Origin of the sequence: Enterococcus sp. DIV1059_2 (genome assembly GCF_051713685.1) — a bacterium.
GTDB lineage: Bacteria > Bacillota > Bacilli > Lactobacillales > Enterococcaceae > Enterococcus_D > Enterococcus_D casseliflavus.
Map to the genome: position 1 here is coordinate 310,388 of NZ_JBIOQK010000001.1, position 24,357 is coordinate 334,744.

Consider the following 24,357-nt stretch of genomic DNA (forward strand, 5'->3'; position numbering starts at 1 on the left):
TTTTTTTTCTGTTTTTTTGCGGGTATCTGAGGAAAACAGGCTTTTTTATACAGGAGAAGATTAAGTAAATAAAATTTTATTACAGTCTTTCCAAGAATTTGGAGGAAACATTTCATAATTCGGCAAAAACCAGTATAATAGGGAAGTGTCGATAAACTAATGAAGGAATGTGACAAATGAATACACAATTAACGAAAGAACTAAAAGAAAAGTTTGATATTGTGTTCCATGATGTAGATCTGCTTGAACAAGCGTTTACGCATTCATCTTATGTGAATGAGCACCGCAACTTGCACTTGTCAGATAACGAACGTTTAGAGTTTTTGGGCGATGCTGTCTTAGAGTTGATCGTTTCACGGTATTTGTATCGTGAATTGCCAGATCTGCCCGAAGGTAAGCTGACGAAGCTACGGGCGGCAATCGTTCGCGAAGACAGTTTATCCATGTTTGCCAAAGATTGCCGATTCGATGAATACATTCGTCTAGGCAAAGGGGAAGAAAACTCTGGCGGTCGTAAACGACCTTCTTTGCTTTGTGATCTATTTGAAGCCTTTTTAGGTGCGTTATACTTGGATCAAGGACTGGAAAGTGTCAGCGGCTTTTTGACGAAAGTTGTTTTTCCAAAAGTAAAAGCAGGTGCTTTTTCCCATGAGATGGATCACAAGACCCGCTTGCAAGAAGTTTTGCAGCGTGGCGGCGATGTTTCCATCAATTATCGTTTGATCAAAGAAGCAGGTCCCGCCCATGAACGGATTTTTTGGACGGAAGTCTATTGCGATGATACCTTGATCGGAAAAGGACAAGGAAAATCGAAGAAATTATCAGAACAGGACGCCGCTGCGAATGCCTTGGCGGATCTTGAACAGTAAGAGAGGACTGGCGGAGTGTATTTAAAACGAATAGAGATTGCCGGCTTTAAATCCTTTGCCGACCGCACAGTCATTGATTTCGAACATCGAGTGACTGCAGTCGTCGGACCAAATGGCAGCGGCAAGAGCAATATTACCGAAGCGATTCGTTGGGTTTTAGGAGAACAATCTGCCAAAAATCTACGTGGTGGAAAAATGCCTGATGTTATTTTTGCAGGTTCTGACACCCGCAGAGCGCTAAATATAGCGGAAGTGACGATCGTTTTAGACAATAGCGATCATTACTTGCCGATGGATTACAGTGAGATCAGCGTGACTCGCCGCTTGAGAAGAACCGGCGAAAGCGACTTTTTCTTAAATAAACAAGCTTGCCGCTTAAAGGATATCCAAGAGCTGTTTATGGACTCTGGGTTGGGGAAAGAATCATTTTCGATCATTTCCCAAGGCAAGGTAGAAGCAATTTTCAGCAGCAAACCAGAAGACCGTCGTGGGATTTTTGAAGAAGCGGCGGGGGTATTGAAATACAAACAGCGGAAAAAGAAAGCCGAGCAAAAATTGTTTGAAACTGAAGACAATTTAAGCCGTCTACAAGATATCATTTATGAACTAGAAGATCAGTTGGTGCCTCTGGCAGCCCAAAGTGAAGCAGCCAACCGCTTTTTAGCGTTAAAAGAAAAATTGACGACGGTCGATGTGGCCTATGCGGTCTTAGAGATCACGAAAGCAAAAGAAGCGTGGGAGACAGCCAAAGCTCAACTGAGTACCTTTAACCAAGAACTGGCGCAGATTTCCGAAAAAATCAACCAAGGGGAACTGTCGTTACATTCTTTGCGGCAACAACGTACTGCTTTTGATGAAACGTTGGAGCGTTTGAATCAGCAGCTTTTAGAGGTCACCGAAGGACTGAAGCAAGCCGAAGGGCAAAAAGAAGTCTTGGATGAACGTTCAAAGCATACGCAAAAAAGCTCTGCCGAATACCAAGAAACTTTAGAGGAAGTCACAGAGCGGGTCACACTTTTAAATGAAGAAAAAACGGAACTGATCGGCTTGCTTTCACAAAAGAATCGTAGTGTGCAGGAAGTTGAAGCAGCGATGCTGGCGTGTCAGCAAGAGCAGGAAAAGTACCAACGTTCAGCAAAAGAAATCATTGAAGAGTTGCGTAGCCAATATGTTGAAGCCATGCAGGAGCAGGCAACGATTGGAAACGAATTGAAATACTTGGAGCGTCAATACCAACAAGAAGCCGCGAAAAATCAAACGGCGCTAAGCAAGCAGACGCAAATGAATACGTCGTTGAAAGAAAAGACGACGGAAGCGCAAATCGTGGAAGAGCAGCTGACGCAGGCTAAAGCGATTTTAGAAGAACAACGCAAGCAATACATCCATCTTCAAGAAAAAGCTCAGACCAACAAAAAACGCTTTGATGAAGAACAAAAGAAAATGTATCAGTTAATGAGTCAAGTGCAGCAGGTACGAGCGAAACAGCGCAGTCTGCAAGACATTCAAGAAAATTATAGCGGCTTTTATCAAGGCGTTCGCTTGATTTTGAAAAACAAACAGCAGATCAGCGGTATCGTTGGCGCAGTAGCGGAGTTGATCGATGTGCCGCAAGACTATACCGTGGCGATCGAGACCGCATTAGGCGCCGCTGCACAGCATGTCGTCGTTGAAAATGAGCGGGATGCGCGAGCAGCCATCACGTATTTGAAAGAAAATCGAGGGGGTCGTGCAACCTTCCTACCGCTGACGACCATCAAAGCCCGTCATTTGCCAGATTATGCCCGCAATCAAGCCAAGCAAGTGTCTGGATTTATCGGCGTTGCCAGCGAATTGGTCCAGTCGCCCGAACACGTCCAAACGATTACGGATAACTTGTTAGGCAGTATCTTGATTGCCGAAGACTTGCAAAGTGCCAATGCGTTAGCACGGGCATTGAACTATAGCTATCGGGTCGTTTCCTTAGAAGGGGATGTCATGAATGCTGGCGGTTCCATGACGGGTGGCGCAACGAAGAAAAATGCCGGTAGTTTGTTTAGCCAAAGCAACGAGCTGCAACAATTGACGGCACAAGCGGCGCAACTGGATGAGCGGCTTTTAAAAACGGAAAAGCAAGTCCAGCATTTTGAAGCAGCGACCAAAGAAGCACAAGCAGCATTAGAAGAATTGCGGACGCAAGGAGAACAGGCTCGCATGACGGAGCATGAGCTGCAAAGCCGCTTACAAAATCTTGAGAATGACCTGAGCCGCTTGAAGCAAGAGCAGCAAGTGTTTGATTTTGAACATCGCGAAGTGCAAGCCTTCTTTGAGGAATATGATGAGAAGAAGACGAGCTTGGAAGAACAGCAAAAGAATATTGCAGCGCAATTGGCGAAAATCGACCAAGATATTCATCAAATGAATGCCGAAGAAGACTTGATCGAGGAAAAACGCCAAACCTTAGCACAAGAAAGTGCGCGCTTGCAGGCAGCTTTCGCAGTTCAAAAAGAACAAGTGGCGCATTTGCAGCAAAAAATTGCCGCTACGAATCAAGCATTAGAAGAAAACGAAGCGCGTCAACTCTCTTTAGAACGGCAGTTAGCTGCCTTGACAAGCAACGTCAGCGATCATGAGTTTTCAGAAGAAAGCATTCTTCAGCGAATTGAAGCCTTCACAAAAACCAAGCAGCAGGTAACAGCGGAATTGACGGTGATTCGTGAACAACGTCAAGTCGTTCAACAAGAAATCGGCGCATTAGACGAAGCTTTGAGTGCTGAAAACTTAACGCAAAAAGAAAAGCTGTCAGAAAAAACCGAAGTTGAGATCGAAAAAAATCGCGCAGAATTGGTGATGGATAATCGTTTGTTGTATTTACAAGAAGAATACAATCTCACCTTTGAAAAGGCAGCGCAAGATTTCCCTGATATCGAGGATGCAGAACAAGCCAAAGTCGACATTCAGGAACTAAAACAAGCGATCGAGCAAATTGGTCCAGTCAATTTAAATGCGATCGAACAATATGAGCAAGTCAATCAACGGCATTTGTTCTTGACGAGTCAGCGAGACGATCTGCTGTCGGCTAAAGCACAGCTATTTGATACGATGTCTGAAATGGATGAAGAAGTCAAAACCCGTTTCGGCGAAGTCTTCGATGCGATCCGTTTGCAATTCAAACAAGTATTTCCTAATATGTTTGGCGGCGGTCATGCGGAATTAGTCTTAACAGATCCGAAAGATTTATTGAACACTGGGATCGAGATCGAAGCCCAACCACCGGGCAAGAAATTGCAAAACCTCAGCTTGCTATCAGGGGGCGAACGGGCACTGACTGCGATTGCGTTATTGTTTTCCATTATTCAAGTTCGTCCAGTACCGTTTTGTGTGCTTGACGAAGTGGAAGCAGCATTGGATGAAGCCAATGTCTCTCGTTTCGGTCATTACTTGAGTGCTTTCCAAAATGATACACAGTTTATCGTCGTAACTCACCGTAAAGGAACGATGGAGGCAGCAGATGTGTTGTATGGTGTGACCATGCAAGAATCTGGAGTGTCGAAGACCGTGTCCGTGCGCTTAGAAGAAGTGCGTGAAGGCGGTAGTTTTGCAGCAGATCAAGCATAGAGGAGGAATGATATGATTAAACTGATTGCGATCGATTTAGACGGAACGTTATTGAATGACAAAAAAGAAGTGACTCCTCGCAACAAAGAGGTACTTGCTCGTGCCAAAGCACAAGGCGTAAAAATCGTCATTTGTACGGGACGTCCATTACGGGCGATCCGTCCGTACTTAGAAGAATTATCGCTGAAAGAACCCGGCGACTATAGTATCACCTTTAACGGCGGTTTGGTTCAAAAAAATGAGACTGGCGAGATTATTGAAAAAGCAGCGATGCAGCTGGCAGATATCCATGAATTGGTTTCAGTAGCGGAAGACTTGAATTTGCCTCTAGACGTGGTATCCGAAGAGATCGTCTTGAGTTTACCCACTTCAGCAGCGCATCCATCGATTTATGGCTCGTTAAATCCTTTATTGGATTGTCGTCCTTTTGCCGTAGCTGATCTTGATGAATCGATGCTCTATAATAAAGCGGTGATCGCCTACCATCAGGAAGTCTTGGATCCTAAGATCCCTGAGATTTCCTCAGAGATCCGCGAGAAATATGAAATCATCAAAAGCCGGAATAACCTGTTGGAATTTATGCCTAAAGGAATCACCAAAGCTTATGGTATCAGCCTATTGGCGCAAGATTTAGGGATCAAGCAAGAAGAAGTGATGGCGATCGGTGATGAAGAAAATGACTTGCCGATGATTCGCTATGCAGGGATTGGCGTAGCGATGGCCAATGCCGTGCCAATCATTAAAGAGGCAGCTGACGTTGTCACCGTTTCAAACCAAGAAGACGGTGTGGCAGCAGTGATTGAAGAATATGTCTTAAAAGGAGGTGCGTAAGATGGGATTTTTTGACAAAATCAAAAAAGCGCTGATTGGAGAAACCAAAGAAGCAGAGCAAGAAACCGACAAACCGTTAGTCGATGCTGACTCACCAGAGGCACAGCGTTCAGAAGAAAGCCAGCCAGCACAAACTCCTGCTGAACAAGGCGCTTCAGAACCAGTGGCACCTGCAGAAGCCGCCGACTCCAGTGATTTGGAGGCAGAGCAAGAAACTGCTGAAGTGTCCCCGCAGCAAGAAGCAACGACAGCGAATAAAGGAGAAGAGGCACCAAGTATTCCAGAAGAAGTGGCTAAGAATATACCATCAGAGGAAGTACCAGCTTCTGAACCAATCCTTCAACCAGCGCCAGAAACGGAAAGTGTGCAGGATAAATACACCAAAGGATTGACGAAATCACGGAAAACCTTTGGGCAACGGATGAACGAATTGTTTGCCAACTTCCGTACGGTGGACGAAGACTTCTTCGAAGAAGTGGAAGAAACGCTGATCGGCGCAGACGTCGGCTTTGATGCGGCGATGAAGATCGCGGATGCATTGAGACAAGAAGTCAAACTACGTAATGTGAAGAAAACGGCAGATGTCCAAAATGTCATCATCGAAAAATTGGTTGACTTATATGGGGAAGCAGGTGTCGGTGAAGTCAACGAGTTGAATATGCAGTCGGGGTTGACCGTCATTTTATTTGTTGGCGTGAACGGTGTTGGAAAAACCACCAGTATCGGGAAATTAGCCCACCAATTCAAAGCCGAAGGCAAGAAAGTCTTATTGGCTGCAGCGGATACTTTCCGTGCCGGTGCCATCGATCAATTAGTGGTCTGGGGTGAACGGGCTGGTGTTGAAGTCGTTCGTGGCAATGCAGGAGGCGATCCAGCAGCAGTCGTGTTTGATGCGATGGAGCGCGCAAAACGAGAAAATGCTGACGTTTTATTAGTAGATACAGCGGGTCGTTTGCAAAACAAAGTCAATTTGATGAACGAACTAGAAAAAATCAAACGGATCATTCAACGAGTGGACCCAACGGCCCCTCATGAAGTCCTGCTCGTGTTGGATGCAACAACAGGTCAAAACGCGATGAATCAAGCAAAACAATTTAAAGAAACGACGGATGTTTCTGGTCTCGTCTTAACCAAACTTGATGGAACAGCCAAAGGGGGGATCGTCTTGGCGATCCGTAACGAGCTGCGGCTGCCCGTCAAATTAGTGGGACTCGGAGAAGGCATCAATGATTTAGAACCATTTGATCCAAATGAATTTGTCGTTGGCTTATTCAAAGGCTTGATCAAAGAATAAAAAAACAGAGCCCTGTGTTAGGTGATACACCTACACATGGCTCTCCTTTATTGTTGCTTTTGTGAGATCAAAGGGAAGAGAAAACGGGTCGTCGTCTCTTTCCACGAGCTTGACTTGTGACGTAAAGCTGAGAACACTTGGCGTGGCAAATGTGGGTACAGCGATGCACGACTTTGCCAAAAACCAGGAAAAGCAGTTTGAAGACTTCGTTTTCTTCTGCACTGTCTAAAAACTTTGGGAAGTATCAGGCAGAATACAACGAGTTCAACGGTAGGGAAAGATTATTTCTTAAGTTCCCCTTGGCGCTCAGTGATCATTTTTTCCAAGTTGTTCAATGTATCGATATCTTTATTGGTTTCGATAAAGTTCGTAATCAAATTCAATAAAGATTGATCAGACAATTCTGCTGCTAAGAAGTCTTCTTGGGTCACATTCGGAGAATACAACCGAGTCAAAACAGTACCGCTGTAGCCGATATCCGCTACTTTCAATAAGTCGTGGTTTTTTAGTTTACGTACGACTGCTTGAATGGTATTCTTGCTTAGATCTTGCTGTTGGACAGCAATGTCATTTGCAGAAAGAGGTTTGTCTGAATTCCAAAAGATATTCATGATTTGACGTTCGCGTTTGGTAAGATTAAGTGGCTTCATTCACTATTCTTCCTTTCAAAAAAGAGTAATATGGACATAATAATTTACTGTTCTATAAGCAGTATACTTTATTTTGAAGGTAAATATCAAATTTATTCAAGTATTTTATAAATTCTTGGTAATTTTAGTAAGAGATATTACAAGTGAGGAGCAAATTTCTGCTTTTTTCACCAGTTTTCACTATAATAGATGGAAAGAAATAGCATTTGAGAAAAAATTTAGTAGAAGAACATAGAGGGCAGTCGAATGAAAATAAAAACATTGTTATCACATAAAGAGCTTTTTCCCTATTTATTGAAAGGACGCTACGGGATTGAGCGTGAAGCGCAGCGGGTGCGGCTCGATGGGACGTTTGCAGGTACCGATCATCCTAAAACGTTAGGCAATCGGCGCTTCCATCCGTATATCCAAACGGATTTTTCCGAAAACCAACTGGAACTGATTACGCCCGTCGCTGATTCCGTGGATGAATTGTTCCGTTTTTTAGGGGCTATTCATGATGTGGCGTATCGTTCGATGTCAGCAGAAGAAATGCTCTGGCCATTGAGTATGCCACCGGCTTTACCAGAAAAAGAAGAAGACATCGTCATTGCTAAATTAGACCAATTTGAAGATGTGCTCTACCGCCGCTATTTAGCCAAAACATATGGTCGCCGCAAGCAAATGGTCAGTGGGATTCATTTCAATTTCGAATTTGCGGAAGACTTTTTGCAGCAGCTGTATGCTTTGTCTGAAACGAAGGAAAGCTTCCAGACGTTTAAAACGGCACTTTATTTGAAAGTAACTCGCAATTATTTGCACTATCGCTGGTTTTTGACGTATTTCTTTGGGGCGACTCCTGCTTCAGAAGCCAATTATTTTACGACAGAAAACGGACCGCAAGAACCAGTCCGTAGTATTCGCAATAGCCGCTATGGGTACACGAATCACGAAGACGTCAAGGTATCTTACGCTTCGTTAGAGACCTATCTTGCAGATATTGCCAAATTAGTGGAGACGGGAAAGCTTTCAGAAGAAAAAGAATTTTATGCGCCAGTGCGTCTACGTGGGGGAAAACGGGTCGCAGATTTAGCCTCAGCGGGTATCCGTTATATTGAGTTAAGAAATATTGACATCGATCCCTTTGCCCGCTATGGGATTTCCAAAGAGCAAGTCGCATTCTTGCATTTCTTCTTATTGTTTTTAAGTACAAAAGAAGAAGGCAGCGATGCGGATGCGTGGATCGAAGAGGGCAATCAGAGAAATGATCAGGTCGCATTAGAACATCCGCTTGCACCTTTGACTTATCAGCAAGAAGCGCAAGCGCTGATTACTGAAATGATGGACTTTGCCCAAGCCCTTGAGCTGCCGCATCCACCATTTTTGGATCAGCTCTCAGAAATGCTGGCTGAACCAGAAAGAACCTTCGCGGGACGTCTTTTCTCAGCAAGTCAAGCAACCAGTCAAGCCCAGACAGCAACAGTGCTGGGACAAAAGTATCATCAAGCTGCTTGGGAAAAACCGTATCAATTAGCTGGCTTTCGAGCAATGGAATTGTCGACCCAAATTCTCTTGTTCGATGCGATCCAAAAAGGAATCGAAGTGACGGTACTGGATGAAACGGATCAATTCTTGAAATTAGCCGTGAAAGACCACATCGAATATGTTAAAAATGCCAATATGACCAGTAAGGATCAGTACATCGTCCCATTGATCATGGCGAATAAAACGGTCACTAAAAAAATCTTAGCCGAAAATGGCTTTCATGTACCAAGTGGCGCTGAGTTCGCTTCGGCAGAAGAAGCGATCGCGTTTTATCCTCAGATTGCCCACAGCGGGTTTGTGGTAAAACCGAAAACCACCAACTATGGGATCGGTATCTCGATTTTCAAAGAAGGTGCCTCTTTAGCGGATTATCAAGCGGCGGTCGCCATTGCCTTTGCGGAAGATGATTCGATCCTCGTTGAGACTTTTTTGTCAGGGACGGAATATCGGTTCTTCGTGATCGATGGGCGAGTCGATGCGATTTTACTACGTATCCCTGCCAATGTCGTGGGTGACGGCAAGCGCACGATCACGGAACTCGTCGCAGAGAAAAATCTCGATCCATTGCGCGGCACCCATCATCGGACCCCATTAGAGCTGATCCAATTAGGGGAACTGGAACAACTGATGTTAAAAGAGCAAGGGTATCAAGTGGATTCAGTACCCGAAGAGGGGCAGATCGTTTATTTGCGAGAAAACTCGAATATCAGTACTGGCGGTGATTCTATCGATGTGACGGATGACTTCAACGATGATTACAAACAAGTAGCAGTCGATGCGGTAGCCGCATTACAAGCATCTATCAGCGGAATCGATCTGATTATTCCAGATAAAACCAAGCCAGCCAATGAACCGGGGGCTTATGGAATCATTGAAGCCAATTTCAACCCAGCGATGCATATGCACGTTTATCCATACAGCGGGAAAGGCCGACGCTTAACTATGTCTGTTTTACGCCTGTTGTTCCCTGAAGTCTTCGAGAGCTGATGGAAGTACAAAAAGCAAAGAACTGCACACTTTGGAAGGAGAGTTCCTTTCAAAGTGTGCAGTTTTTTTTATATCGTTGTTTGATTCCTGATCTGACAGTTAGCACAATAGTTAATTCCCTCGTTTTTTTGTCTTTATTTATCAAAAAATATTTATTTTAATATGAATACTGGAAAAATAATTGTATTTTTGGTAATCTAAAGAGAGGAAGTTCTAGTTTTTTTATACACGATTAAATAACTATCGTTTTTTGGAGAGCCGCTAAATTAGGTCAGCATGTATAAAAAAGATATGAACATAGATATTGTCTTTCAACTATGCTTTTACATATAACAAAATGGTTGGCATCAAAAAAGCGGCAAAGGCAGACGGGTTCTCTTATCTTTGTTAGTGACAAAAGAAGTGCAAAGATTGTTTTCAATTGAATCAAAAATGAAAGTTCATCATCGGAAACGGAGTTGAATCGATACTCAATGTTCAAGTTATTTGGAAGTAAGGCAGGTATTATAGCCGAAACTGATTGTGGTTCGATGGGTGACTCCTAAACATAGGCGCATTGCTTTAAGAATTTGTGGAACGGTCCTTTGGCAGCATCTTATAGGTACACAAAGGATATGGATGATTTTTTCCGATCCCTGCGAATGTTTGACAGTGCTTTGTCGGTTCTTCATTCAGTGTGCAGGCTTTTTTCGTAGGCTTAAATCAATGGTTTTAGTGCTTCTAACCGAGGAATCACTTTTTCTTTAGCCGCTCTTTTCTGTCTTTCAACGGGCTATGATTCACAAGAGCCCTTCTGAGTAGATAAGTATACTAAATTTATTATACAGATCCATCCTGAAATTTTAATCAGGTTATGGTGTGTAATAAGTTGAATATAATAGCATTACAAAAAAGGAGAGTACGGAATGAAAAAATTTAATGGTAAGATTGTTAAAACGTTGGCATTACTAGCAACAATTTTTACGGCTGGTGCGTTATCAAATCAAGTTTCAGCATCAGAAGAAACAGCATCCCCTATTTCCGCAAGCGTATGGGTTGCCAGAACACCCGAACAAATCAAAGCTGATATTACTGGGAATGAATATACGATTGTTTGGGGTGATACACTTAGCGCCATCAGTAAAGCGACAAATATTACGATCGAACGTCTAGCACAATGGAATAATATTTACAATATTGACTTGATTTATGCTGGCAACAAATTAGTGTTTGATGGAAATGTGGTTTCTCTAAAGGATGCAGAGGGTAATACGATTAGTCAAGCAGTGATTCAAGATACTGACAAAATTGATCCGACCAAACCAATTGGGGGAGGAAGCAATACAAATCCTGGAAACAGTAATAATGGATCAAATGTCTCTACAAAACCGACACCTCCAGCAACAGATAACGGATCAGGAGACGGATCAACAAAACCAACGCCGCCTGCAACAGATAATGGATCAGGAGAGGACTCCACAAAGCCAACACCACCAGCAACGGATAATGGTTCAGGTGGAGATAATGGTTCCACTAATCCACCAGTTGATCGAGAGTTTGAAGTGACAGTCGTTGCAGAAAATGAAGAAATTACACGCCTCCGTGTCGGACCATTCTTAACTACCGATGAAGTGGCGGCATGGCTGCTTGAAAACTATGTTGGCTTAGTTTCAGACCTACAAATCTATCTAGAAGGAAACTATATCTATATTGAGTTCAATATTCCGACACCTGATAATGGAGGCGCGACTGACCGTGAAATTGTAGTTGAAGTTGTCTATGAGAATTCATATTATACTCGTCTACGTGTCGGACCATTCCTAAGTAACGAGGAAGCTACTGCTTGGAAGCATGAAAATTATCCAGAAGTAGTTAAGGGGCATGAAGTTCATTTTGTAGGTGATTATATCTATATTGAATTTGGTGTTGGTAATAAAGATAACGGTGGAGCAATTGATCGTGAAATTACGATTACCGTTGTCTATGAAAATTCATATTATAGACAACTGCGGGTCGGTCCATTCTTAAACACAACAGAAGCCTCCGCATGGCTGCGTGAGAATTACCCTGATGTAGTCAAGGGCTACGCTGTTTATCCAGAAGGTGATTACATTTACATTGAGTTTGGTACATCAAGCCATGGAACTGGCGGCGATAACGGAACCGACGGCGGTGGTACAGACGTAGACGGCGGCGATAACGGAACCGATGGTGGTGGTACAGATGTAGACGGCGGCGATAATGGAACCGATGGTGGTGGTACAGATGTAGATAGCGGCGATAATGAGACCGACGGTGGCGGTACAGACGTAGACGGTGGCGATAACGGAACCGATGGTGGCGGTACAGATGTAGATGGCGGAGAAGATGGCTCTGGCGAAACAGATGTGAATACTCCAGTCAATCTGGGTAATAGCGGCATTTTTGCAGCTACTAGTGCAGAAGCGAGTGCAAGTGCATATTCTTTATGGGCTGAAGGGAAGTTTTTAGAGTTTACAGGCTTTGTTATTCGGCCAGCGCTAAATGCAAATGGAGATCCAATTGGTTTTACAGTTGATTTTTACTAAATAAAAAAAGTTAAGTTGATTCTTTGATGTTTCATATAAATTAAGAAGAATACAACTTAAAACTAATAAAAACCAGTCAGAAACTGCCTCTGACTGGTTTTTATTTGAAGAAATCATGAGAGATACGTTATCGTCCTGCTTTATGGTTCGCTTCATTAGCAATCTATTATATCCAGTACTTTTTATCTGCAGGAGGTATCGTGAGCCTTTCTTTATCTTCTTATCCTTCAAAAGCAGCGATCTCAATCGTTTGTTTTGTTTCTTCCACCTTGAGACCCGTTCGGGCTTCCCACCATTGTTTCATTTCTTTTTCATACGTGGTAGGAAAACGTTGGATCAAGGTCAATAACGGTACGCCTTGAATCGAGGCGTAGGGAAAGTTTAAAACCAGATTGTACTTCAGTTCCGACAGGAGGCTATAATATTGAAACATCATAAAGTTCATTTCATTCTTATCCTCCAGAAGGAGTACTTTCGGAGCGCGATCCAGCATAAAACCCAAGCTGCGCATCATGAACAATACGCCATCTAGATGGCTGGATTCGATCGTGGGTGCCGTTTTTAACAAATCGATATGCAGATCCAAAGCATCAAGCAGTTCTTTCTTTAATGAAAGGTAGGGCGGTGTTGATTGTTCCATGATAGTTCCTCCTTTTAATGGAAAAGACGTTTCCAAAATGACGTTTTCTCTGGTTGTTCCTGCTCTTTATCCGATGGAGCGGCAGCTGCAGGGAATTTTTTTTCGATATCGATGACGTCTTCATTGACGGCTTCTTTCCCAGCAATCAGCAAGCCGATACTGTCTGGACCGGCATCTTGGGCATCGGAGACGATCCGAAATTCCATCTGTTGCTTGGTCAGTAAAGTGATGTAATCGGTCTGGATCGATTCTGGCAATTTTCCATTAAGCAGCACGAGCGCTCCTTGATAATCTGGTAAGGCGTTCAAGAGCGTTTTCTGGTTGTCCTTCTTCTTCATTTCTGTTACTGTCATACTAAGATAACACCGTTCACGAAACGTGCCTAAATACTTGCGCTGTTCATCTGGGTTGACGCGAGGCGTCCCATACATTCCTGTATCAAGGCGTTTTTCTAATTCGTCTGACATTGAAGTATCCTCCTCAAAGCGTTTACTTATGCTTATTATAGCATATCCAGCAAATAGCAAAAGAGGGGTGCGATCGTGAGAGAGTATTGACAGAAAGTAGGGATCCTATGACAACAAAAGAACGACATTTGCTATTGTTAGCAGAAAATCAACGGTTGGAGACACCGAGGCTGCTCTTGCGTCCTGTTTCCTTGGCGGATGCAGCGGACATGTTTGCCTATGCAAATGATGAAGAAACGACGACCTTCGTCTTTGCTAGACATGGGTCGGTTGAAGAAACAAAACTACGCATCGCCGAGTATTTTGTTGCTGCACCCTTAGGAAAATTTGCGATCGAAGAAAAAGACTCAGGAAAAATGATCGGGACCATCGATTTGCGGGTAGAATCAGAAAAAGAGATCGCTGAGCTCGGTTATACATTGAGTCGCGATTATTGGGGGCAAGGGATTATGCCAGAAGCGGCAATGGCACTGCTGCATTTCGGTTTTGAAACACTCGAATTGATTCGAATTTTTGCTCGACATGATGCCCGAAATCCCAAGTCTGGACGGGTCATGGAGAAAATTGGGATGAAATTGGAAGCAACGATCCCAGCTGCCCGCAAATCGGGTGAAGAAATCATCGATGAAGTCACGCGTGGCATCACCCTGGAGGAATGGAAAAAACGTATCATGTAAAGGAGGGCTCTCGTCATGGAACTGAACATTGAGCCAGCAGCAATTGAAAAAATAACCCCTTATGTGCAGCCAGATGATCGTCTCTATTTGGATTTTGAAGACGGCGTCGGTCCGTTTCCTGCAACGGAGATCACCTGCCGTTTGGACATCCATTTTCGCCTGATCATCGTGCCGCAAAGCTATCCAGAAGAAGGATTGGCGATCTACGACACCCCTTTAACGACACCCTTAGGCACGATTTGGTTGAAGCAAGGGGCTCAGGTGTATTTAGAAGAACAGACTCGGATGCAGGTGGAACCGACCTATCAACGGTTGCAATTGGTGGGAAATAGCGGGATCTTAGCTAACGATGTCCAATTGTTACGGATCGAAAAGCAGACGGCGGGCCGCTGAGATGGGCACGCTGGCGGTTATTAGCGACTTGCACGTCGATATCAACCAATTATTTGATCCCCATCTGCAGCTGATCGCTGATTATTTGCAGCAAAATCAGGTGACCCATCTGCATCTGGCAGGAGATGTGGCGAATAAAAAACAACGGCTATTAGACGTGGTCGCATTTTTTCAAAGTCGACAGGTGCCAACGACCTTTCATTGGGGCAATCATGAAATGGTGGACTTGACGGAACAAGAGATCGAGGCTTTCGATGATCCCGCCTTTCTTAATTTTCAGACGTATCGCTTATCAGAAAAAACACAGCTGTTGGGAATCAATGGCTGGTATGACTACCAATATTCTGATCTGACCAGTGAAGCTGAGATCTCGCGGCTGAAAAATTTGTTTTGGTATGACCGCATGATTCAACGAAAGGGATCGGATAAGGAGATCAGCCAAGCCATCAATGAGCGTTTAGCGGAAACATTGGCCCATTTGCCGCAAGACCAAGAAATTCTTCTTTCTACGCATTTTGTGCCCCAAGAAGCGTTTATTGTGCGGCAGACCGGCAAGTACGCCCGCTGGAACCACCTAAATGCGTTTTTGGGGTCGCCTGATTTTGGCGCAGTGATCGATCAGTACGCCAATGTGCGGGCAGTCGTCTTTGGGCATACCCATCGACGCTTTGAGAAAAAAGAGCTTGCGGGAACCAGCTACTATTGCCGTCCCTTCGGCTACTATTATGAATGGCAGTTGACCCGACGCTTCGTTTTGGAAAATCACTTAGCAGAAGCATATTCTCCAACGAAAGTTCGGACGCTGCTGCGAAACCATCATGAGGCATTTGAGGACTATAAAACGGCGCATCTTTTAGAGGAATTGGCGCAAGCGATCACGCTGCTGCCGTATTAGCGCAGCAAACGAGTTCTGCTTGTTTTCGTAATTGATTTTCCAAGCAATTTAAACCATTAGAAGAAACACACAAAGGAGAAAAATCATGACATTTGAAGAAATCTTACCAGAATTAAAAGCTGGCAAAAAAATCATTCGTGAAGGTTGGGGCGGCTTTGAACTTTATGTGACATTCGTTGAAGGCGAAGTCTACGACAATGCCCCAGTCACCCCTTACTTTTTGATCAAAACAGCAGATGAGGGATTCTCGAGTTTCGCACCGACTGTTTGCGACATTCTTGCGGAAGATTGGAAAATCGTGGAATGACGGCAGCGTGGATCGATGGCAAAACGATTGTGTTTGTCACAGGGGCTGCTTCAGGTATCGGTAAAGCGCAAGCAGAGGTGTTTCTTGCAGAAGGCGCTCAAGTATTTGGTGTTGACTGCCAATCGTTTCCTGATACGCTTTTAGCCCAGCCCCGCTTTTTCGGCACATGTTGTGACTTAGCGGTGAAAGAAAATTGTCTTGCAGCGGTCCAAGCTTGTGTGACGCACTTTGGCGGTATCACAGTCTTGTTAAATACAGCAGGAAAACTTGACGGCTATCATACGATCGCTGAGACGACGTCAATGGAGTGGGAGGAGATATTTCAAACCAATGTCTCCAGCATGTTTTATTTAACGAAAGAAATTTTGCCGCTGATGCAAGCCAACGGCGGCGGAACGATCATCAATATGGCGTCGATCGCTGGAATGGTCGCAGGTGGGGGCGGGATCGCCTATACAACCGCAAAACACGCGATCGTCGGGTTTACCAAACAGTTGGCATTGGATGTTGCAGATCAAGGGATCTCGGTGAAGGGCATCGCGCCCGGTGCGATTCAAACGCCGATGAATGCGGCTGATTTTGCCGGTGACGGGAAAATGGCGCAATGGGTAGCAGAAGAGACGCCGGTCAAGCGTTGGGCGCAACCAGAAGAAGTTGCAGCGCTGACTCTTTTTCTTGCCAGTCCGCAAGCTAGTTACTTGCAGGGGGCGATCGTGCCCATCGACGGTGGTTGGACCTTGAAATAACTAGCCTGAGCCCATTAGAGGAGGACGCCAATGAAGGAACAAGCGATCCAGAACTTGTTTGCAAAAAATCGTGAATGTCGACAACTGCTTACGATCATTGAAGCGTTGCAGCTGTCGGATTGCTGGCTGTGTGCTGGGTACCTGCGGAATTATTTATGGGGTTTTCTCAGTGGAAAAATAGCGGAGGTGCCAATAACCGATATTGATGTCGTGTTTTATGATCCGACTGTAAGCATAGAAGAAACAGCAGCGATCGAAGCGCAACTGCGCCGCTCGTTTCCCGAATTTCCTTGGGAGGTTCGAAACCAAGCGTTGATGCACCAACATAATTTTGCCGAGGAGCCGCCTTATACAAGTACCTTCGATGCTTTAACGAAGTTTCCAGAGCGTTGTACAGCGGTAGCGGCACGAATGAATCAAGGCAAGCTTGAATTGATGGCGCCTTTTGGCTGGCAGGATATTTGCAGTTTTCGGGTGCGTCCAACACCGCATTTTGCCCAAAATGAACAGTATCTTGCGGTTTATCGACAACGCCAAGCGATGAAGCAGTGGCAGAAAATTTGGCCGCAGCTCTCGATTGAAGAGGGGAAGAAATAAAAAAGAACACTCGCGTGATGCGGCGATTTCCAGAAGTTAGACGAAAAAGCTAACTGATGGGAATCGCTGCATATGACGCGAGTGTTTTTTATTAACGTAAAGCCAATGGTTGCGCCAAGCGGTTTCTTAAAAAGATACCTAGATAAGCTGCGGCAACGGCTTTGATGATCCCAGGGATAATAAACAGAACAAAGCCACCGTTAAAGGCAGCCGGCCATGCCATGTCCGTGCTCCATTTCAGCCATAATGTACCAAACAACAAAGTTGCCAGCGCACCGACAATATTGCCGATCACTGCTCCTGTGTAGCGAAACGCTGTTTTTTCTACGATCAATCCAGTAAGCAATCCATTAAAGAGGAAGCCGACTAAATAGCCACCAGTTGGTCCTAACAAAACACCGACACCACTGGAAAAACCAGCGAAAACGGGCAAACCAATCAATCCTAACAGCAAGTAGATGACGATCGCCATCGTTCCAGTTCGCGTGCCGAGGAAAGTCACCGCCAGCCCGATCGCAAAGGTTTGTCCTGTCAATGGGATCAAACCTAATGGAATCGTCAGTTGGGAAAGACCAGCAATAATGATCGCAAATAAAGCGGCATGGATTTGTTCACGTAATGATAATTTCATCGAATCCTTCTCTCTAATAATAATTTCGTTAACCTAAAATTAATTTATTTGGTTAACGAAATTATAAACGGTGGTTTACCAAAAGTAAAGAAGAATCTTGTTTTTTTAGTGTCCTTTTTTAAAAAGGACAATCAAGTTCTTTGAGGAGAGGAAAGGGGCGATCTCTTCCAGCTCATCTGTTGAGAAGGGCAGTGCTTGAACGAGCCGGCAGATCGTTGCTTCTGTCAGAAACGGCAGCAGTTCTTCGATTTCATCATAAGCCAAGCGTTCTGCTGCGGCAACGTTTGGCTGTTCCAGGGCGGTCAGCAGGAGTTCATCCAGATACGGCGCAGGTAAAAAGGGCAGCAGTTCTTCAATCTCAGAAAAGCGGAAGTCAGGATTTTCAAGCCAGCCTTTGATTTCTCCCGCCAAAAAGTTGGAGGGTAAAAAGGGCGCCGCCTCTTCCCAAAAAGCCATGGAATAGTGCTTGCCTTTCAGGAGCTCTTCTACTTGGGGCTTTTTCAAAAACGGCAGGAGTTCTTCCAGTACCTCTTCTGGGATATTCTCGGCACCATTTAGCAGGTGCTGCAAGTCTGCGCTGGTCAAATGAGGTGCTAGCCTAGGCAATAAGTCTAAATCTAAAGAAGTTTCTTGAAACGGTTCTTCTTGAATCAACGCTGACAATTCTTGCGGTTTGATCAGCGGAGCTAGTTCGGCGATTTCTTCTGGCTGTGCGGTTCCCGCTTGATAATGTTGCACCGCAGCTGCTGGCTTCCCTAACAGCTCATCGATGGATAGGTCTAAAATCGCTGCTAGCTGCGGCAATTTTTCAATGTCCGGCAGTGAGTTGCCCCGCTCCCAATTACTGACCGCCTGATAGCTGACAAGTAACTGGTCGGCCAAGTTGCTTTGGGTCAGATTTTTTTCTTTGCGTTTGGCAGCGATCTGCTGACCGATTTTTCTCATGTTGAATTCACTCATAAATGAATTCCCCCTTTCATGCTCTAAGTATAGTTTCTCAAAAGGTGAAAACGCAATCAAGCTGTGATTGAGCAGGCAAATGCCGACTCAATCACAGCTTGAGTTTACGAATGGATCAACTGAAGGAGGTGTTCACCAAACGCTTGTGTCGTTAAACAGACCGCTTCTGGCATCAACTGCGCGAAGTCGGCAGTGACGTGTTGACTTTGCAAGGCTTGTTCAATGGCTTGTGTTAGGATTTGAGCTGCTTCTGGCCAGTTCAAATGTTCTAAAAGCATGCACGCTGACAGCAGCAGCGAACAGGGATTGGCTTTGCCAAGTCCTGCGATATCCGGTGCTGTTCCGTGGGTAGCTTCAAAGATGGCTGCCCCAGTAGTGTAGTTGATATTGGCACCGGGGGCGATCCCGATGCCGCCGACTTGTGCAGCAAGTGCATCAGAAATGTAGTCGCCGTTCAAATTACAAGTGGCAATGACGTCGAATTTTTCTGGATACAAAAGGATCTGTTGTAAAAAGTTGTCTGCGATCACGTCGTTAACAACGATTTTCCCAGCCGCTTTTGCCGAGGCAAGGGCGGCTTCGGCTGCCTTTGAGCCGTTTTCTGCTTTGATTTTGTTGTATTGATTCATTGTAAAACACTGGTCGGCGTATGTGGTCTCTGCAAGCTGATAGCCCCAGTTTTTAAAGCCGCCTTCTGTAAATTTCATGATATTGCCTTTATGCACCAGGGTCACCGTGGGCCGCTTTTGAGCGATCGCATACTCAATGGCAGCAGCGATCAAGCGCTGACTGCCTTCTAAAGAGATCGGCTTGATGCCGATAGCGGCAGTTTTAGGAAAACGAATCGCCTTGACAGCAAAGTCTGCTTGCAATGTCTGAATCAGACGCTGCGTTGCGTCGTCGTCTTTGGCAAATTCGATGCCAGCATAAACATCTTCAGTATTTTCTCGAAAGATCACCATATCGGTTTTTTCTGGCTGCTTTAAAGGCGAAGGGACCCCTGTAAAATAGCGAACAGGTCTGACACAGGCATAAAGATCCAGCGTTTGCCGCAAGGTGACATTCAAGGAGCGAAAGCCCTCGCCAATTGGGGTAGTCAACGGTCCTTTTAAGGCGTATTGTTGAGCCTTGATCGTATCGATGGTTGCTTGCGGCAGCCATTCCCCCGTCTGTTCAAAGGCGGCTTCTCCAGCTAAAACTTCCAGCCATTCGATGCGGCGTTGATTGTCATAGGCTTTATTTACAGCGGCATCAATCACAGGTTGCGCAGCCTGCCAAATCTCGGCACCGATGCCGTCTCCTGCAATGTAAGGAATGGTGATCGTCGTTGCTTCATGGGTTGTTTGGTTAGGCATGGGCAGTTCCTCCTAATTCAGCTTTTTTTCGAATGACCATCGGTAAAATTCCTTGATGCTTCCAATAGCGAATATCTGCAGGGGCATCAAAGCGCAGGCGGGTCATAAAGGAGACAGTCCCTCCGTCAATCCGTTGCGCAGTGACTTCGATCAGCTGCTTGACCACTGGCTCTTCTGGCAAAGCGATCGAGAATGTTTCGCTGCCGTCCAAATCAAACGATGCGGCACTTTCACCAGCAAGATATTCAAGCGGAATGATCCCCATCATGACCAAGTTGCTGCGATGGATTCGTTCGAAGCTTTCTGCTAAGACGACTTTAACGCCTAACAATTGTGTTCCTTTGGCGGCCCAGTCGCGAGAAGAACCCATGCCATAATCTTTACCAGCTAAAATGATACAGCTTTGACCAGCTTTTTGGTAATTCATAGCTGCGTCAAATATCGACAGGGTTTCCCCAGTTGGAAAATAATGCGTGACACTGCCAGTACTGCCAGGCACTAGCTGGTTTTGCAGACGGATGTTGCCGAAAGTCCCCCGCATCATAATCTGATGATTGCCGCGCCGCGAACCAAAGGAGTTGAATTCACGATACGGAACTTCTTTTTCTTGTAAAAATTTTCCAGCTGCAGAATCCATACTGATGCTGCCAGCAGGAGAAATATGGTCAGTGGTGACGGAATCACCCAATTTTGCCAAGACTTTCAGATCAGCTAAGACATCTGGTTTAGGCAACTCTTTGGTCAATGTTTCAAAGTAGGGCGGATGAGCGATGTAAGTGGATTGCTCCTCCCATTCATAACATGCGCTCGTGGTGGTTTCGATCGCATTCCAGCGTTCATTGGCATCAAAAAGATGCTCATAGGCAGCGCGAAATGCTTCTGGTCCGACGTACTCTTGAACGTAAGCATTGACTTCTTCATTGCTAGGCCAAATATCAGACAAATACACCGGCTCGTCATTGACGATAGCTAACGGTTCTTTTGTGAGATCTTTGCGAATGCTGCCAGCGATGGCATAGGCAACAACTAATGGCGGTGAAGCCAAATAATTGGCTTTGATCTGTGGATGGATTCTTCCTTCAAAATTTCGATTGCCTGACAGAACCGATGCCACCAGTAGATTGTCTGCCTCAATTGCTTCAGCGACCTGCGCTTCTAAAGGACCTGAATTTCCGATACAGGTGGTACAACCGTAGCCCACCAAATAAAAGCCGAGTTGCTCTAAATACGGCAGCAAACCACTGTTTTGCAAATAGGTGGTCACGATCTGGGAGCCAGGTGCAAGGGAGGTTTTGACCGTACGAGAGACGGTCAGACCTTTTTCAATGGCTTTTTTAGCCAATAAACCTGCCGAAAGCATGACGAAGGGATTGCTCGTATTCGTACAGCTAGTGATCGCCGCCAAGACGATATCGCCGGTCACTAATTTGTCAGGTGCAGCATCTGGCCAGGTAACGCTGGCTTCTTTTTGCCATTCGTCCTCTGAAAGACCAAAGCCCTTGGGACCGACGGCAGCCGTGACCGATTGTTCAAAATCCTGACGGACTGCTGGAAGCAAAATCCGATCTTGCGGGCGCTTAGGGCCCGCTAATGCTGGCTGAACTTCTGCTAGATCGATGGTGATCGTCTTAGTATAGGTCGGCACGATCGTTTCATCATAAAAGAAATGGTTGGCTTTGGCGTAAGCGGCAACGAGTTCGATCAGCTCGCTGGAGCGACCGGTCGTTGCTAAGTAGTTCAAGGTCTCTTGATCAATCGGACAAAAACCGCAAGTCGCACCATATTCGGGAGCCATGTTTGCTAACGTTGCTCGATCAGCTAAACTTAAATGACGATAGCCAGGACCGAAGTATTCGACAAATTTTCCGACCACTTTTTCGATCCGCAGCACTTCAGTTACTTTTAGTGCTAAATCGGTGGCGGTGGTACCTGCAGGCATCTCGTTGATAAATTTCACCCCGATGACTTCAGGCGTAGGGAAGAAAGAAGGTTCGCCAAGAATCGCAGCTTCCGCTTCAATACCGCCAACCCCCCAACCGAGAACCCCCAAGCCGTTGATCATCGTGGTGTGAGAATCGGTTCCTTGCAATGTATCAGGAAACAGCAGTCGTTGATCTTCGTGTGTTTTTTGCAAGATTACATCAGATAACGATTCGATGTTGACTTGATGAATGATCCCTGTTTCAGGCGGTACGACTTCGAAATTGTCGAAAGAACCTTGCGCCCATTTCAAGAATTGATAGCGTTCTGCATTGCGTTCAAATTCCCGCTCCGTATTAAAAGCGATCGCCCCAGGAGTACCGGCTTGATCGACTTGCACAGAGTGGTCGACGACGAGTGTGACGGGAATCTCAGGATTGATGTCTTCTGCGGCACCGCCTAAAGCGACCATCGCATCCCGCATGGCAGCCAAATCAACGACTGCGGGTACCCCAGTAAAGTCTTGCAAAACGACCCGCTCTGGTTTGAATGGCACGACACCAGTAGGGGTTTCTGCCTGCCAGTTCGCTAAAAATGGTAAATAATCCTCTGTAATTTCCTCGTCTTGATGACGAGCAACACTTTCCAATAAAACTCGAATGGAGTAGGGCAAGCGAGATAAATCAGCCCCTAAGTCTTGGGTGATTTTCGCTAAGTCAATATACGTGTATTGCGTATCATTGACGGTGAGTTGAGATTGCCACTTCATAAGAATCCTCCTTTTTACGAAGATAAACGTACTTATTAGGAATAATTATACGTTGATAATTTAAAAAATCAATTAAATTTATGAAAAATATTTCATTTTCTAAACATCGTGCTATAATGTGTGAAAGTTTGTTAAAAAGCAACGATTTTATAGGATGACTATTTTAACGATGTTTGTATACGGTTAAATAACATTGTAGTCGATAGTTTGTAGAAAGATTGGAGGTAACATCACCGTGGAAAGATTAGAAAAGAAAGAGAAGCTGTCCTATCTTGCATCGCAATGTCAGAAATACAATTTGATAGATGTGAATCTTTATTCAGAATATGATGTGAAACGTGGGCTGAGGGATTTAAATGGCACGGGGGTCTTAGCAGGGCTTACGACGATCTCCACCATTTATCCAGAAAAAATCATTGCTGGCAAGCCAATTGAAGCTTGTGGCGAGCTGCGTTATCGCGGAATTGACATCAACGAGTTAGTTGCAGGGTTCGTCAATGAAAAACGCTTTGGCTTTGAAGAGATTGCATATTTATTACTTTTCGGCGAACTGCCAAACAAAACAGAACTTGCGGCCTTTCATTGCCTATTAGCAGAAAAACGTACATTGCCGACCAATTTTGTTCGTGACGTCATTATGAAAGCACCTTCTTCTGATATCATGAATAGCTTATCTCGCAGTATCTTGACACTGGCAAGTTACGATCCACAAGCAGATGACATCAGCATTGAAAATGTATTGGAACAAAGTCTGATGCTGATCAGTGTCTTTCCGCTCTTGGCAATCTACGGCTATCATGCCTACAATCATTACAATCAAGGGGAGAGTATGTATATCCACCGTCCGACCGAAGAGTTGAGTACAGCTGAAACGATTTTGACTATGCTACGTCCAACGAAAGAATATAGCTTCCAAGAAGCCCAAACATTGGATATGGCACTGGTTTTGCATATGGAACATGGCGGCGGGAATAATTCGACCTTTACGACACGAGTCGTTACCTCCAGTGGGACGGATACCTATTCAACGATTGCTGCAGCGCTAGGTTCTTTGAAAGGGCCTAAACACGGTGGTGCTAATATCAAAGTGACGGAAATGATGGGAGATTTGAAGCGCAACGTTGCTGATCTTACCGATGAACAGGCGATCCGCAGCTATTTGGAAGCAGTCTTAGATAAAGAAGCGTTTGACCGTAAAGGATTGATTTATGGCATGGGCCACGCGGTATACAGCGACAACGATCCCCGTGCGGCGATTTTTAAAAATTATGTGGCAAAATTGGCCCAAGAAAAAGGATCAGAAGCTTGGCAAGAATATCAATTGTATACAATGGTCGAACGTATTGCTCCTCAAGTCATCAATGAAAAGCGCAAAATCTACAAAGGAGTCAGTGCCAATATCGACTTTTTCAGCGGGTTTGTTTATAACATGTTGGATCTGCCAGAAGAACTGTATACACCAATGTTTGCTATCGCGCGGATCGTCGGCTGGTCCGCCCATCGGATCGAAGAGCTGGTCAACGCACAAAAAATCATGCGTCCCGCCTACAAAGAAGTGTCAAACGATCGGGAATATATCGATATAGAGTCAAGATAGATCAAAACAGCAGGGAGGAAGCTCGCTGCTGTTTTTGTTTTGTTCAAAATCCTAGTGCTTATACGACCATCCAATTACTCAGAAGAAGTTTGTTGTTTTTTATTAATG

Annotated in this window: 20 protein-coding genes; 13 read left to right on the forward strand and 7 right to left on the reverse strand. The window is 44.9% G+C overall.

Going from position 1 to position 24,357, the window contains the following annotated elements; genetic code table 11:
• The first annotated feature begins 176 nt into the window (after positions 1-176).
• Genes rnc through ftsY form a run of 4 tightly spaced genes read left to right on the forward strand, consistent with a single transcriptional unit; the run spans position 177 to position 6,588 of the window.
• Entirely contained in the window at positions 177-869 is a 693-nt protein-coding gene (gene rnc / locus IGI72_RS01535) for a ribonuclease III (RefSeq protein WP_005227136.1), read from the forward strand.
• A 15-nt stretch (positions 870-884) separates the two neighbouring features.
• On the forward strand, positions 885-4,463 hold the full coding sequence (gene smc, locus IGI72_RS01540) for a chromosome segregation protein SMC (protein WP_438752782.1): 3,579 nt from the start codon (positions 885-887) through the stop codon (positions 4,461-4,463).
• 12 nt (positions 4,464-4,475) lie between these two features.
• A complete protein-coding gene (locus IGI72_RS01545; protein WP_005227138.1) occupies positions 4,476-5,294 on the forward strand; it encodes a Cof-type HAD-IIB family hydrolase in 819 nt (272 codons plus the stop codon).
• A 1-nt stretch (position 5,295) separates the two neighbouring features.
• Positions 5,296-6,588 (forward strand): signal recognition particle-docking protein FtsY, encoded by a 1,293-nt coding sequence (gene ftsY, locus IGI72_RS01550; RefSeq protein WP_252704811.1) that lies wholly within the window; start codon positions 5,296-5,298, stop codon positions 6,586-6,588.
• 281 nt (positions 6,589-6,869) lie between these two features.
• Here the strand turns inward: ftsY and IGI72_RS01555 are convergent, their stop codons facing one another.
• On the reverse strand, positions 6,870-7,238 hold the full coding sequence (locus IGI72_RS01555) for a BlaI/MecI/CopY family transcriptional regulator (protein WP_005227140.1): 369 nt from the start codon (positions 7,236-7,238) through the stop codon (positions 6,870-6,872).
• Positions 7,239-7,484: 246 nt separating this feature from the next.
• Here IGI72_RS01555 and gshAB point away from each other — a divergent pair, with 246 nt between their 5' ends.
• Positions 7,485-9,749: a bifunctional glutamate--cysteine ligase GshA/glutathione synthetase GshB gene (gshAB, locus tag IGI72_RS01560; protein ID WP_074535384.1), complete on the forward strand. Its 2,265-nt coding sequence runs from the start codon at positions 7,485-7,487 to the stop codon at positions 9,747-9,749.
• Positions 9,750-10,687: 938 nt separating this feature from the next.
• Positions 10,688-12,295 carry a LysM peptidoglycan-binding domain-containing protein gene (locus tag IGI72_RS01565; protein WP_438752785.1) on the forward strand — a complete coding sequence of 536 codons (1,608 nt, stop codon included), beginning with the start codon at positions 10,688-10,690 and terminating at the stop codon, positions 12,293-12,295.
• A gap of 220 nt (positions 12,296-12,515) precedes the next feature.
• Here the strand turns inward: IGI72_RS01565 and IGI72_RS01570 are convergent, their stop codons facing one another.
• Both IGI72_RS01570 and IGI72_RS01575 read right to left on the reverse strand, forming a co-directional pair.
• Entirely contained in the window at positions 12,516-12,935 is a 420-nt protein-coding gene (locus tag IGI72_RS01570; protein ID WP_010748629.1) for a hypothetical protein, read from the reverse strand.
• Between the two features lie 14 nt (positions 12,936-12,949).
• Positions 12,950-13,402, reverse strand: coding sequence for a YueI family protein (locus IGI72_RS01575; protein WP_010748630.1), 453 nt, complete (start codon positions 13,400-13,402; stop codon positions 12,950-12,952).
• Positions 13,403-13,509: 107 nt separating this feature from the next.
• Here IGI72_RS01575 and IGI72_RS01580 point away from each other — a divergent pair, with 107 nt between their 5' ends.
• The 6 genes from IGI72_RS01580 (at position 13,510) to IGI72_RS01605 (ending at position 17,017) form a co-directional block, all read left to right on the forward strand.
• Positions 13,510-14,079, forward strand: coding sequence for a GNAT family N-acetyltransferase (locus tag IGI72_RS01580; protein WP_005227144.1), 570 nt, complete (start codon positions 13,510-13,512; stop codon positions 14,077-14,079).
• A gap of 15 nt (positions 14,080-14,094) precedes the next feature.
• Positions 14,095-14,472, forward strand: a complete 378-nt coding sequence (locus IGI72_RS01585; RefSeq protein ID WP_005227145.1) for an iron-sulfur cluster biosynthesis family protein — start codon at positions 14,095-14,097, stop codon at positions 14,470-14,472.
• A 1-nt stretch (position 14,473) separates the two neighbouring features.
• Positions 14,474-15,367: a metallophosphoesterase gene (locus tag IGI72_RS01590; RefSeq protein WP_438755047.1), complete on the forward strand. Its 894-nt coding sequence runs from the start codon at positions 14,474-14,476 to the stop codon at positions 15,365-15,367.
• 85 nt (positions 15,368-15,452) lie between these two features.
• The gene (locus tag IGI72_RS01595) at positions 15,453-15,674 is read left to right on the forward strand and encodes a DUF2829 domain-containing protein (RefSeq protein ID WP_005227147.1); all 222 of its coding nucleotides are present in this window, start codon (positions 15,453-15,455) and stop codon (positions 15,672-15,674) included.
• Complete coding sequence (locus IGI72_RS01600; RefSeq protein WP_438752788.1) at positions 15,671-16,420, forward strand: 3-oxoacyl-ACP reductase; 750 nt, start codon at positions 15,671-15,673, stop codon at positions 16,418-16,420. Before IGI72_RS01595 ends, IGI72_RS01600 begins: the two co-directional genes overlap by 4 nt.
• 30 nt (positions 16,421-16,450) lie before the next feature.
• Positions 16,451-17,017 carry a nucleotidyltransferase family protein gene (locus IGI72_RS01605; protein WP_005227149.1) on the forward strand — a complete coding sequence of 189 codons (567 nt, stop codon included), beginning with the start codon at positions 16,451-16,453 and terminating at the stop codon, positions 17,015-17,017.
• A gap of 91 nt (positions 17,018-17,108) precedes the next feature.
• On the opposite strand, the gene IGI72_RS01610 is transcribed toward IGI72_RS01605, so the two are convergent.
• The 4 genes from IGI72_RS01610 to acnA all read right to left on the reverse strand — a co-directional run bounded on the left by IGI72_RS01610 (position 17,109) and on the right by acnA (position 22,652).
• Positions 17,109-17,648, reverse strand: coding sequence for a biotin transporter BioY (locus IGI72_RS01610; protein ID WP_375806750.1), 540 nt, complete (start codon positions 17,646-17,648; stop codon positions 17,109-17,111).
• Positions 17,649-17,753: 105 nt separating this feature from the next.
• Positions 17,754-18,608, reverse strand: coding sequence for a helix-turn-helix domain-containing protein (locus tag IGI72_RS01615; protein ID WP_115231613.1), 855 nt, complete (start codon positions 18,606-18,608; stop codon positions 17,754-17,756).
• Positions 18,609-18,712: 104 nt separating this feature from the next.
• Positions 18,713-19,963, reverse strand: a complete 1,251-nt coding sequence (gene icd / locus IGI72_RS01620) for an NADP-dependent isocitrate dehydrogenase (protein WP_428206909.1) — start codon at positions 19,961-19,963, stop codon at positions 18,713-18,715.
• Entirely contained in the window at positions 19,956-22,652 is a 2,697-nt protein-coding gene (gene acnA / locus IGI72_RS01625; RefSeq protein ID WP_438752794.1) for an aconitate hydratase AcnA, read from the reverse strand. Before acnA ends, icd begins: the two co-directional genes overlap by 8 nt.
• 235 nt (positions 22,653-22,887) lie before the next feature.
• On the opposite strand from acnA, the gene IGI72_RS01630 reads away from it, so the two are divergent.
• Positions 22,888-24,249, forward strand: coding sequence for a citrate/2-methylcitrate synthase (locus IGI72_RS01630; protein ID WP_167822184.1), 1,362 nt, complete (start codon positions 22,888-22,890; stop codon positions 24,247-24,249).
• Positions 24,250-24,357: the final 108 nt, after the last annotated feature.

Coding starts and splice junctions, on each gene's coding strand:
- rnc (WP_005227136.1), top strand. CDS start 177: ATGAATACACAATTAACGAAAGAACTAAAAGAAAAGTTTGATATTGTG.
- IGI72_RS01545 (WP_005227138.1), top strand. CDS start 4,476: ATGATTAAACTGATTGCGATCGATTTAGACGGAACGTTATTGAATGAC.
- ftsY (WP_252704811.1), top strand. CDS start 5,296: ATGGGATTTTTTGACAAAATCAAAAAAGCGCTGATTGGAGAAACCAAA.
- IGI72_RS01555 (WP_005227140.1), bottom strand. CDS start 7,238: ATGAAGCCACTTAATCTTACCAAACGCGAACGTCAAATCATGAATATC.
- gshAB (WP_074535384.1), top strand. CDS start 7,485: ATGAAAATAAAAACATTGTTATCACATAAAGAGCTTTTTCCCTATTTA.
- IGI72_RS01570 (WP_010748629.1), bottom strand. CDS start 12,935: ATGGAACAATCAACACCGCCCTACCTTTCATTAAAGAAAGAACTGCTT.
- IGI72_RS01575 (WP_010748630.1), bottom strand. CDS start 13,402: ATGTCAGACGAATTAGAAAAACGCCTTGATACAGGAATGTATGGGACG.
- IGI72_RS01580 (WP_005227144.1), top strand. CDS start 13,510: ATGACAACAAAAGAACGACATTTGCTATTGTTAGCAGAAAATCAACGG.
- IGI72_RS01585 (WP_005227145.1), top strand. CDS start 14,095: ATGGAACTGAACATTGAGCCAGCAGCAATTGAAAAAATAACCCCTTAT.
- IGI72_RS01590 (WP_438755047.1), top strand. CDS start 14,474: ATGGGCACGCTGGCGGTTATTAGCGACTTGCACGTCGATATCAACCAA.
- IGI72_RS01595 (WP_005227147.1), top strand. CDS start 15,453: ATGACATTTGAAGAAATCTTACCAGAATTAAAAGCTGGCAAAAAAATC.
- IGI72_RS01600 (WP_438752788.1), top strand. CDS start 15,671: ATGACGGCAGCGTGGATCGATGGCAAAACGATTGTGTTTGTCACAGGG.
- IGI72_RS01605 (WP_005227149.1), top strand. CDS start 16,451: ATGAAGGAACAAGCGATCCAGAACTTGTTTGCAAAAAATCGTGAATGT.
- IGI72_RS01610 (WP_375806750.1), bottom strand. CDS start 17,648: ATGAAATTATCATTACGTGAACAAATCCATGCCGCTTTATTTGCGATC.
- IGI72_RS01615 (WP_115231613.1), bottom strand. CDS start 18,608: ATGAGTGAATTCAACATGAGAAAAATCGGTCAGCAGATCGCTGCCAAA.
- icd (WP_428206909.1), bottom strand. CDS start 19,963: ATGCCTAACCAAACAACCCATGAAGCAACGACGATCACCATTCCTTAC.
- acnA (WP_438752794.1), bottom strand. CDS start 22,652: ATGAAGTGGCAATCTCAACTCACCGTCAATGATACGCAATACACGTAT.